General features: G+C 48.2%; 10 protein-coding genes. 7 read left to right on the top strand and 3 right to left on the bottom strand.

The genetic code is table 11. From position 1 onward, the window contains the following. The coding region (gene ligA, locus ACLR2L_RS14755) for an NAD-dependent DNA ligase LigA (RefSeq protein ID WP_413369103.1) at positions 1-1,107 on the top strand (1,107 nt) is incomplete at its 5' end. A gap of 50 nt (positions 1,108-1,157) precedes the next feature. Here the strand turns inward: ligA and ACLR2L_RS14750 are convergent. Beyond that, entirely contained in the window at positions 1,158-2,072 is a 915-nt protein-coding gene (locus ACLR2L_RS14750; RefSeq protein ID WP_413369101.1) for a hypothetical protein, read from the bottom strand. Positions 2,073-2,312: 240 nt separating this feature from the next. Continuing rightward, positions 2,313-2,840 carry a DUF2062 domain-containing protein gene (locus ACLR2L_RS14745; RefSeq protein ID WP_413369099.1) on the bottom strand — a complete coding sequence of 176 codons (528 nt, stop codon included), beginning with the start codon at positions 2,838-2,840 and terminating at the stop codon, positions 2,313-2,315. A gap of 83 nt (positions 2,841-2,923) precedes the next feature. Here ACLR2L_RS14745 and ACLR2L_RS14740 point away from each other — a divergent pair, with 83 nt between their 5' ends. The 6 genes from ACLR2L_RS14740 (at position 2,924) to ACLR2L_RS14715 (ending at position 9,685) form a co-directional block, all read left to right on the top strand. Next, positions 2,924-5,215 (top strand): DNA internalization-related competence protein ComEC/Rec2, encoded by a 2,292-nt coding sequence (locus tag ACLR2L_RS14740; RefSeq protein WP_413369097.1) that lies wholly within the window; start codon positions 2,924-2,926, stop codon positions 5,213-5,215. Positions 5,216-5,277: 62 nt separating this feature from the next. Beyond that, the gene (gene msbA, locus ACLR2L_RS14735; protein ID WP_413369096.1) at positions 5,278-7,020 is read left to right on the top strand and encodes a lipid A export permease/ATP-binding protein MsbA; all 1,743 of its coding nucleotides are present in this window, start codon (positions 5,278-5,280) and stop codon (positions 7,018-7,020) included. Positions 7,021-7,023: 3 nt separating this feature from the next. Next, a complete protein-coding gene (gene lpxK, locus ACLR2L_RS14730; RefSeq protein WP_413369094.1) occupies positions 7,024-8,037 on the top strand; it encodes a tetraacyldisaccharide 4'-kinase in 1,014 nt (337 codons plus the stop codon). A gap of 9 nt (positions 8,038-8,046) precedes the next feature. Further along, complete coding sequence (locus tag ACLR2L_RS14725) at positions 8,047-8,253, top strand: Trm112 family protein (RefSeq protein WP_140956892.1); 207 nt, start codon at positions 8,047-8,049, stop codon at positions 8,251-8,253. Positions 8,254-8,256: 3 nt separating this feature from the next. Further along, positions 8,257-9,012, top strand: a complete 756-nt coding sequence (kdsB, locus tag ACLR2L_RS14720; RefSeq protein ID WP_413369092.1) for a 3-deoxy-manno-octulosonate cytidylyltransferase — start codon at positions 8,257-8,259, stop codon at positions 9,010-9,012. Positions 9,013-9,025: 13 nt separating this feature from the next. After that, positions 9,026-9,685 carry an SDR family oxidoreductase gene (locus ACLR2L_RS14715; protein WP_413369090.1) on the top strand — a complete coding sequence of 220 codons (660 nt, stop codon included), beginning with the start codon at positions 9,026-9,028 and terminating at the stop codon, positions 9,683-9,685. A gap of 105 nt (positions 9,686-9,790) precedes the next feature. On the opposite strand, the gene rimO is transcribed toward ACLR2L_RS14715, so the two are convergent. After that, positions 9,791-11,233 (bottom strand): 30S ribosomal protein S12 methylthiotransferase RimO, encoded by a 1,443-nt coding sequence (gene rimO, locus ACLR2L_RS14710; protein WP_413369087.1) that lies wholly within the window; start codon positions 11,231-11,233, stop codon positions 9,791-9,793. Positions 11,234-11,408 lie beyond the last annotated feature (175 nt).

Raw genomic sequence — 11,408 nt, 5'->3', positions numbered from 1 at the left:
GCGCCGCGCTGGGCGATTGCACATAAGTTTCCTGCTCAGGAAGAAATGACCCGTTTGCTGGATGTTGAATTCCAGGTAGGACGAACAGGAGCCATTACGCCTGTTGCACGGCTGGAGCCCGTATTTGTAGGCGGGGTAACCGTATCAAATGCCACATTGCACAATCAGGACGAAATAGATCGCCTGGGTGTGATGACCGGCGATACCGTTGTAATTCGCCGTGCTGGTGACGTGATCCCGCAGGTTGTCTCCGTTGTTAGGGCTAAACGACCAGCCGATGCTAAGGCGATCGTATTTCCCCATACCTGTCCGGTATGTGATTCTCATGTTGAAAAACTGGATGATGAAGCGGTTGCCCGGTGTACCGGTGGTTTGATCTGTGGCGCACAGCGCAAGCAGGCGTTGAAACATTTTGCCTCACGCAAAGCCATGGACATCGACGGATTAGGTGACAAATTAATTGATCAACTTGTTGATGCGGATTTATTGCATACGCCGGTAGATATATTTCACCTGTCTTTGCCATCGTTAATACAACTGGAGCGCATGGGTGAGAAGTCAGCGGTGAATTTGATTAATGCTATTGAAGCATCAAAGCAAACCACACTGGCGAAATTTCTTTATTCTCTTGGGATCCGGGAAGTAGGCGAAGCCACAGCACTTAACCTGGCCATACACTTTACGTCACTGGACGCGATAAAGCAGGCGGATGTCGAAACATTGCAAACCGTGCAGGATGTGGGCATTGTGGTTGCCCAGCACATTGCCAACTTCTTTGCCGAAGCGCATAACCTTGACGTGATCACTGGCCTGATTGAGGCGGGTGTTCATTGGCCAGCCATCGAAGCGCCGAAAATAGAAGAACAGGTACTTTTGGGTAAAACGGCAGTGGTAACAGGTACGTTGAGCGTGCTGTCCCGTGATGAGGTAAAAGCGCTGCTTCAACAAGCGGGTGCCAAAGTAGCAGGCAGTGTTTCAGCAAAAACCGATTTCCTGGTAGCAGGAGAAAAGGCCGGCTCCAAATTAACCAAAGCGCAGGAATTGGGCGTCGAGGTGTGGGACGAAGCGCGTTTGATGTCTTTCCTGAATGAGCAGGGATTAGTGTAGATCATATTAAAAAGTGCAGCGTTAATGCTGCACTTCCCGGATACGTTTGGTTAACGCTTGGCTCTGATTACACTCAAAGCCGTAGCCATTATAAGCATGTAAATTGCGGTTGGCGCATTCACGGGCGATGCAGGTATGCCGGACATGTTTGCGTAACTGTGACTAATAATGATTTCGCCGTTTATCAGGCCGTCTATACCGGCATCTAGCAGGCTGACACCTTCAAATATAAAGCGCAGAGCGTTGACCTCCATGGAGCAATAGCCAGGCATTGCGCATTGGCTGACTTGTTGATTCAGGATCAAATTTAGCCCGGCAACACCGGCAAAATCGATAAGCTGGAAGTTAGGCGTTGAACCAGCCAGTACATCGACAGATATCCCCTCGGCAATCAGGTCAACCTGTTCCCCCAGGAAGAAGATGCTCAAATCTTCTATCATCGAACTGCCTGTGGCAGTAAACGTGTTCCAGTCTCCGGATACTTCAGCATAGCTATTCAGTGTGGTACTGCATATTTCTAATAATGCGCTCAAATCGAGAGGAAACGTGGTATCGGTAACGCTTAAGGCGAGACTACTTACCTCGCTGTACGCTGACGTTGTTCTGTTGCCGGCATTGCCGTCGGTGTCTGATATTATTTGGCCTGAAAATACACCGGCTGATGCAAATACGCTTACGTCTTGTATTTCGCTGAGGGTAGTAGTGATATTAGTTGCCAGTGACAGACCAGAATTGGACATGTCATAGGCGCTTGGTGCTGTCTGTTGAAGTAAGACTGGCAATGTTGCATTAGCTTGTGCCACAGCAACACTCTCAATGTCGATTTCGAGATTAACACCTAGTCCGTAAGCATTGCTTTGGCTTGAAATTACGGTAGCCATTGCAGTTGTTGATAATAGCGACAAACCCACTAACAACCCGCAATGGGTGGTTTTACCTAAACCGGTTTTAATACGATTTTTCATTATACCTCTCCACAACATCTCAATGTGTATTTCCTGTAACAATCCAATGTGAGGTAGGTCAGCAGGCCCGATATCGTTCCTCAAACTGGTGTTGGTATCATTGTTAATAATGTGTAAATGGTAGGTCGTATTTTGTACGATTATTATAGGTAATTACCCCTAAACTAGTTTAGGGGACAGTGCGCCTTTTAATAAAGGGGTGAAGAGACAATGAATTTCTTAGGAATTGGTATTAATCATTCAGGCTGCATTTTGACTGCGTTTTAGCTTACGGGCTTGCCAGGCTTTACGAACCGAAAAGCGCCACAGCCAGTTAAGACTGTAGTACCCGGCAATACCAAATACAACGGAGCAAATGCCGCAGCCCAGCAAGAAAGCTGGTCCTATGGTAGACAGTGAATTCACCACCCATTCCCATGTTGGTTCAAAATGAAATGCCTGAGAATCGGTCCCTAGTACAGTAGAGCCAATCAGGTAGGCGCCATAGAATATAGGCGGCATGGTAAAGGGATTGGTAATCCACACGGTTGCGATTGATAGGGGGAGATTAACCCTGCAGGGGATAGCTGCGGCGGCAGACAGCCACATTTGGAAAGGTACCGGCCAAAACGCAAAAAACAACCCGATCCCAAACGCACCGGCAGCCGATTTTCGATTCAGATGCCACAAGTTCGGCTCATGCAGAATAGTGCCGAATACTTTTAATGCTCGATTGTTTTTGATCGACTGATGATCAGGCAATAAACGCTTTATGAACTTTTTAGGCATACCTATCAAACTATTTTGACAACTGAGTCATTTGGGTGAACGGACACATAACAGGCAGTATTACAACAGGTTTTTGTTGCGCAATGGTGTCGTCACAATGGTGGACATCCATTCCATCAACCACTACACAGTATGTGCTGATAACCGTTGCTGGAATACTACTCTTTGTTGCACAACAAGGCAAAAAGCGACCTTTGTTTTTATTGACTAACGTCAATCAAATACTGGTGTGGCTCGCTATTGGCTCATGCGCAGGTATCCTTTGGGCAGCGAGTGTAGGCCAAAGATACCTTCACTGGCAACAGCTGGGTGGTGAAATTCAACAAGATGTCACAATTGAAGGACGAATTGCTGACATTTCACACAGTCGGCGCAGCGATAGACTACTGCTGGATCACTTACGGATTGATGGCGAGCCCTGGCCATCATCATTAACCTGTCTGATTTATTACTATGAACCCACGAAACAATTCCGGGTAGCCCAGACAGTGCGGCTGCAGGCCAGAGTGCGACCAGCCAGAGCGGTAGCCAACCCCGCTGGTTTTGATACGCAAAAATGGTATGTCAGCCAGAGTATTGTTCGTACAGGATATGTGCAGGGCGAACAGATTCAACTGATGGAACCCTCTTTATCACCGCGTTCGCGGCTACAACAAAAACTGCTTAGCCTGGAGGTACCCGGCAAGAAATGGCTGAATGCGCTGATGTTTGGCGATCGCAGCGGGTTCAACGAGGACGATTGGAGATTACTGAAGCAATCCGGCACGGCGCATTTATTTGCGATTTCCGGTTTGCACCTTGCGGTGGCGGGTGGGGTAATCGTAGTGGTTGTGCAGATAGTCACCTTGTTAATGTTCAGCATGACAAGCGTCAGGCGAGATTCACTGCTACCTATTCAGTGGGTATGTATGCTGGCAGGCAGCACGGCATACGCGTATTGCGCAAACTGGCAAGTCTCGGTGATTCGGGCCTACGTGGTGTTGTGTTTGTTTATTTGCCTATGCTGGTGGTCTAAACGAATTGGACGGTGGTTAATGCTGATGCTAACAGCAACCTTGTGCATGGTTGTTGAGCCCACGGCTATATACGGCATTGCCTTGTATCTGAGTTTAGGCGCGGTCGCTGTGATCATGGCTGTACACTGGCGATGGCAAAGCCGATTTACGTCCGACAAACCTAAATGGCAACAGTTTTTAACAATGCAACTGATGTTAAATGCGGGACTTGTTCCTCTTACTCTGGTTGTTTTTCATTCGGTTAGCTGGGTGTCTGCCATCGTGAACCTGATTTATGTTCCGTTGATTAGTGTGTTGATCGTACCTGCTTCCGTGGTTGGCTTATTGTTACTTGCCTGTCTACCCGAAAATTCAGTATTTATTTATGAATATCTTAATGTATTGGGTGAGTTAATCAGTAGGTCGATTGATGGTTTACAACACTTGGTCTCCTGGATATTGTTGCACGTAGATTCTGTGTTGATTGATACCAGTCAGAAAGGGTTTATCTTTCTGTGCTCACTGGCTTTATTGGTATTTGTGTTGCCATTTCACGCTAGAAAGAAGCTGATAACCTGTTACGTCATTGGTGGGGTACTTTTTTCATTAAGCTTTATTCTGCCCCAAAATAACTGGGAAATTCATTACTTTGACGTTGGTCAGGGCAATGCGTCATTAGTTACGCGTAACGGCAAGGCAGTAATATTTGACACTGGCGCCGCCTACGGCGACACAGGCGGCTATGCTCAGCAGGTGTTATTGCCATTTCTACTCCATCAAGGCCTGTTACCGGAGCTTGTGATCATCAGCCATTTTGACAATGACCATGCCGGTGGTCTCGATGCAATTATGCAGGCCTATCCCAATATTCGTGTAGTGTCACCAAAGGCTGGATGTGTCGGAGGTTCCCAGTGGCAATGGGAGGGATTAACGTTTGAGCTTTTATGGCCAAATGTGATGAACGATGAGGTGTATTCTGAGAATAATCTCTCGTGTGTAGTGAAAGTGTCGGGCAATCAATTTTCAGCACTCTTTCCCGGCGACATTGAAGCCCTGGCCGAAGAGCAGCTCACTGCTACAGGCGCTGTTGATGATACCGTGTCGCTGCGCGCGGACGTTTTGTTAGCTCCCCATCATGGCAGTGCGACATCTTCAACGCCGGGATTTATTGAGGCGGTGTCGCCTGATCTGGTGGTATTTTCACAGGGCTGGTTAAATCGATGGGGCTTTCCAAATAAACACGTCGTCAATCGTTATCAGCAGCGAAAAATACACACAATTAACACCAGTCGTTCAGGCTATCTGAAATTGACGTTTAACAAGACAATAACGACAGAGGAATACCGGTTGTCAGGGCCCTGGTACCAGAAATCATTTTGAAATTAGTGAATTGACCATATAACAGGTACAATACGCGCGATTTATTCTGATATTAGTGTGCTATGCAACCAAACAGCTCTACAGATTTGCCAACAAAACGTTTTTTTTCCTATCTGCGTGATTACAAGCTCGCATTTGTTGCTGCGTTTTTCGGCATGGTTGGCTATTCTGCCATCGACACGTTTGTGATTTCTCAGGTTCAACCGGTGATTGATCAGGCTTTGAACAAACAAGACTTCGATTATCTTCGAATGGCCGCGTATCTGGTTGTGCCGGTGTTTGTGTTGCGGGGTATTTTCAATTTTCTGGGCAGTTATGCATTAAGCTGGATAGGATCACAGGTTGTGATGAAAATGCGCCAGCAACTGTTCGCTAAATACATTAGTTTGCCGGTGAGTTATCACGATCAGCAGTCAAAGGGTAACCTGATATCCAAAGTGATTTACGACACCGACCAGATTGCCGGGGCGTCAAGTAAGGCACTTGCCGTACTGGTGCGAGAAGGCGCCTTGGTGGTGGGGATCCTGTTGTGGATGTTCTATCTGTCGTGGCAGTTATCCCTGGTATTCCTGTTTGTTGGCCCAGTCGTTGCCGTGGTGGTGTCATTTGTGACCAAGCGGTTTCGCAAAGTGAGTCGCAGCATTCAACAGTCTATGGGCAGCCTTACCAGTTCAGTTGAACAGGTAGTAAAGGGCCACAAAGTGGTGCTGATGTTCGGCGGCCAGAACAAAGAACAGCAGCGTTTTGCCCAAAAGAGCAATAGTAACCGACAGCAAAATATGAAGCTGGCGGTCACTCAAACACTCAGTGTGTCGACTATTCAGGTTATTGCATCCCTGGCACTCGCAGTGGTTTTGTATATTGCCAGTACGCCTGGGTTATTGGCCGATCTTACTGCTGGTACGTTTGTGACTATCGTCTTCTACATGGTGATGCTGCTAAAACCCCTTAAGCAGCTCACTACCGTTAACAGCGAGTTTCAAAAAGGTATGGCGGCGTGTCAGAGTATCTTTGCGGTACTTGATGAGCAGCCGGAAACCGATAACGGTAAGCTGGATGCAGGACGTGTGTCGGGCGATATTCGATTTAACGATGTTATCTTTACTTATCCGGGTAAATCCCAGCCAGCCATCAACCAAATCAGTATGCATGTACCTGCCGGAAGCAGTGTCGCGCTGGTGGGGCGGTCGGGAAGCGGTAAGTCGACTTTGTCATCGTTAATCACACGTTTTTATTTGCCGCAACAGGGCAGTATTCAGATTGATGAGACAGATATTAACGTTTTTACTCTGGCATCCCTTCGCAAGAATATTGCACTGGTCTCGCAGCAGGTAACGTTATTTAACGACACCATTGCCAATAACATTGCTTATGGCGTAAGTGAATCGGTTACTCGCCAGCAGATAGAGCACGCTGCCCGATTGGCGCATGTAATGGAATTTGCTGATCAAATGGAGCAGGGTCTGGATACTATGGTGGGGGAAGATGGTGCCAGTTTATCTGGCGGTCAACGCCAGCGTGTGGCGATTGCCCGGGCACTGTTGCTCGATGCGCCTATTCTGATTTTGGACGAGGCTACGTCAGCGCTTGATACCGAATCCGAAAGAATGATCCAGGACGCGCTGGAACGTCTGCAGCAAAACCGAACCAGTATTATTATTGCTCATCGTCTCTCTACTATCGAAAATGCCGATCAAATCCTGGTCGTTGATCAGGGAAGAGTAGTTGAACGCGGCCAACACCAGCAGTTGTTGGCGGCCGGCGGTGCCTACGCGCAATTACACGCCATGCAATTTGGGGAATAGCCAGTGAATTGGATTACCCGAATGTGGTATCAGGGAGCCTGGTACCAGTGGTTGTTTTTGCCACTGAGCGTAGTATTTGCCGTGATAAGCGGTCTGCGACGCTGGTTTTTCCAACGCGGGTGGTTCAAACAAACGCGTGTTGGTGTGCCTGTTATTGTGGTCGGGAACATCAGCGTGGGGGGAAATGGTAAGACTCCGGTCGTTGTTGCCCTTTGCGATGCACTTAAAAAATCCGGGTTTCGCGTTGGTGTAGTCAGCCGCGGCTACGGGGCTAAAGCAACCCATTTTCCATTTGATGTTAACCCTGATCTTAGCAGCGATATGACCGGTGACGAGCCGTTACTTATCGCCAGGCGCTGCGGTGTGCCTGTTGTGATTGACCCGGTACGTCCACGTGGCGCAAATCACCTGATTTCGCAACACCAGTGTGATGTGATTATCAGTGATGATGGGTTGCAACATTATGCCCTTGCAAGAGATATTGAACTGGTTGTCGTGGACGGCCGCTTGTTCGGTAACGGAAAACTGATGCCTATGGGGCCGCTAAGAGAGGGAATGTGGCGTTTATCTGCGGTGGATGCCATTATTTTTAATCAGGGTAGCGCAGAGGTAAACATACCTGCCGAGCTTTCGCGATTTAATCCTATTCCCATGCGTTTTACGCCGGGCGATTTAATCAATGTGAAGCATTCTGAAATGCAAATACAAGTGAGTGAACTTGCCCTGCGTAATCAGCACATTAGTGCAATGGCAGGTATTGGCGATCCGCAACGCTTTTTTACCCAACTGGCGCAGATGGGACTGACTGTATCAAACACGATTGCGCTGCCTGATCACCACGCCATTACGATTGCAGATATCCCTGCAGGTACCGTAATTATGACCGAAAAAGATGCGGTAAAAGTGAGTAACATTGCTCATGATGATTGTTGGTACCAGCCGGTTTCGGCATCTATGCCAGACGATTTTTATACTAATATTATTGAACAACTGCGCCGCTTAATGCAGCGCCATTAAGGATGTAACATGGCATTCGATAGAAAACTACTGGATGTAATAGCCTGTCCCGTGTGTAAAGGGAAGTTGCTGTTTGCACAACATCAAAACGCAGACGCGTTGATTTGTCGCTTTGATCGGCTGGTTTACCCGCTGCATGATGGGATCCCGGTTCTTCTGGAAGAGCAGGCGAGCAGTATTTCTCTGGAACAACTCGAGGCACTGAAAAAGGGGTAAAGCATGGGTTTTACTGTAGTGATACCGGCCCGCTACCAGTCTACGCGTTTTCCTGGCAAACCACTGGTAGATATTCTGGGTAAGCCGATGATTCAGCACGTTGTTGAACGAGCGCAAGAAGCGGGTGCGAGTGCGGTGATTGTTGCCACAGACGACCAGCGCATTGCCTCGGTTGCCAGTAAATTTGCCGATGTAGTGATGACAGATGCTGCACATACATCGGGTACCGAGCGCATCGCAGAAGTAGTGCGCAGCAGGCAAATACCCGATGACACTATAGTGGTGAATGTTCAGGGGGACGAGCCTTTTGTACCTGCCGGGAATATTCAGCAGGTAGCCGCTAATTTGGCATCCAGTAAAACCTGGCAAATGGCTACGCTGTGTACAGAAATTCATACTGCTGCGGAAGTACTCAACCCCAATGTAGTAAAAGTGGTGGCATCAGCCAGCGGCAGGGCCATGTATTTTTCCCGCTCGGTGATACCTTTTGCGCGGGATACCATGATGGCACAGCCTGTCAGTGTAGATCCCACGCTGTATCGTCGTCATATTGGACTTTACGCTTATCGCGCACAGTATATTAAACAATATGTAAGCTATGCACCTTCTGCCCTGGAACATATTGAATCGCTGGAGCAACTGAGGGCGTTGTGGTACGACGATGCGATTCATGTAGAACTGGCAAAGTTTCCACCACCAGTGGGTATTGATACGCCGGAAGATTTAGTCGCTTTGTTAGCGACATTAAGCGCGCGGTAAACGGGAGATAATCTTGAACGTAGTCATAACAGGCGCCAATCGCGGCATTGGGCTAGCCTTAGCAAAACAATTAATAGCTGCCGGTCACGCAGTATACGGTCTATGCCGCAATAGTTCAGATGCCTTAACGCAAAGCGGTGCAACCGTAATTGACGGTGTTGATGTAGGGAATCCCGATACCCTTCCAGCCAGTTTGCAGAGCCTGAAGAATGTGAGCATTGATCTGCTGATAAACAATGCCGGCGTGCTGGCCCGAGAGAGTATAAGCGACTGGCAACCCAATACGATTGATTATCAGTTTCGGGTTAATGCAATGGGCCCATTATTGGTGACTCAGTGCTTGCTTGAAAACTTGCGTTCAGGCGCAAAAGTCGCGTTGATCACCAGCCGGATGGGATCCATGGCTGACAACAGTTCCGGCGGGTATTATGGTTATCGTATGAGCAAAGCCGCGCTGAATGCCGCCGGTGTCTCACTGGCAAAAGATTTGGCACCTCGTGGTGTTGCTGTAGGTTTGTTTCATCCTGGCTTCGTGCAAACCGATATGGTGGGTGGTCAGGGGGATGTGGATGCGGATACCGCAGCGGCCAGATTAATCGATAGAATAAACGAATTGACCCTGGACAATGCTGGCAGTTTTATTCATGCCAATGGTGGTGAACTTCCCTGGTAGTAAAACAGCCGCTTAATATGACGCTAAGCGGCTGTTGTTTCATGTCGCATAATGCCCTAGCGGGTCAACCTAGCGGGTCAACCTAGCGGGTTAACCCAATGGGCTTTACTCTGCGTCCTCTTCAAACGCGTCGTCCTGATCGTCTGACATAACGGCCCACATGTCGTGTTCATTGGTATGGATCACTTCTGCCCATACACGTTGGCCTGGCTGAACATCATAAACGCCGTTTAAATGCACAACCCCATCTACTTCAGGCGCATCGGCATAGCAACGTCCTACTGCACCCTCAGAGTCAACGGAGTCAATCACGATTTGGTACTCTTGCCCTACGCGAGCTTTTAACCGTGCTGCGCTAATTTCGCTTTGTACCGCCATAAAGCGCTCCAGGCGCGCTTGTTTCACGTCTTCATCAACCGGGTTGGGTAAATCGTTGGCAACTGCGCCCTCAACCGGTGAATAAGCGAAACATCCCACGCGATCCAGCTCAGCCTCGCGGATAAACTCCAGTAACTCTTCAAATTCTTCTTCTGTTTCACCAGGGAAGCCTACGATGAAAGTAGAGCGAATGATCAACTGCGGGCATTGCTCGCGCCATTTTTTAATACGCTCAAGTGTGCGTTCTGCGCTGCCTGGGCGTTTCATGAGTTTAAGAATACGCTTGTTGGCATGCTGAAATGGAATATCCAAATACGGCAGAATTTTCCCTTCATTCATCAGTGGGATTAAATCGTCAACATGCGGGTAGGGGTATACATAGTGCAAACGCACCCACATGTCCATTTCGCCTAGCTTTTGGCAGAGTTGCAGCAAATGGGTTTTAACCGGCATGCCGTCCCAAAAACCTGTGCGATGCTTTACGTCAACACCATATGCACTGGTATCCTGAGAAATAACCAGTAACTCGCTCACCCCTGCATTTTTTAATCGCTTGGCTTCATCCAGAATTTCGCCTACCGGACGACTTACCAAATCGCCACGCATTGACGGGATAATGCAGAAGGTACAACGATGGTTACAGCCTTCAGATATCTTTAAATAAGCGTAGTGGCGGGGCGTGAGTTTTACACCGTGATCCGGAATCAAATGCTCAAACGGGTTATGGCTGGGTTTGGGCAGGTGTTCGTGCACCTGGTTTACCACTTCTTCATAAGCATGAGGGCCGGTGATCGCCAGTACATTGGGATGTACTTCGCGAATGTCATTTTCCTTGATGCCCAGACACCCGGTAACAATTACTTTACCGTTTTCCTTTAATGCTTCACCAATGGTATCCAGAGATTCCTGCACCGCGGCGTCAATAAAACCACAGGTATTTACAATAACCAGATCCGCATCATTATAGGTTGGTACAACGTCATATCCTTCGGTGCGCAACTGGGTAAGAATACGTTCTGAATCTACCAGATTTTTGGGACAACCCAATGAAACAAACCCAATGCGCGATTGATTTTCGCCAGTCTGAGCGGATGCTGCCGCTTCGGCCAGCACGGCTTTCGGTGCATCCAGTGTAGTGGTTTGTTTGGGGTCAAATTTTTCAACGGTCATAAAGATTGGCTTTCTGAATATCTTTGGTAAGCTACAAAGCGCGAAGTATAGCAAATTTCTCTGTTAAAAACCTACGAAGGATATCGATTTGTCTTCTGTTCAATGCCGTATTCCGGAGTCGCTTGACGATGTCGAATTGATGGACGTTAGCCGCGTCATGCAGCACTTGCGTCCG

This window comes from Alteromonas sp. AMM-1, assembly GCF_047290655.1.
Taxonomy (GTDB): domain Bacteria; phylum Pseudomonadota; class Gammaproteobacteria; order Enterobacterales; family Alteromonadaceae; genus Alteromonas; species Alteromonas mangrovi.
This window is presented reverse-complemented; position numbering and strand designations above follow the sequence as displayed.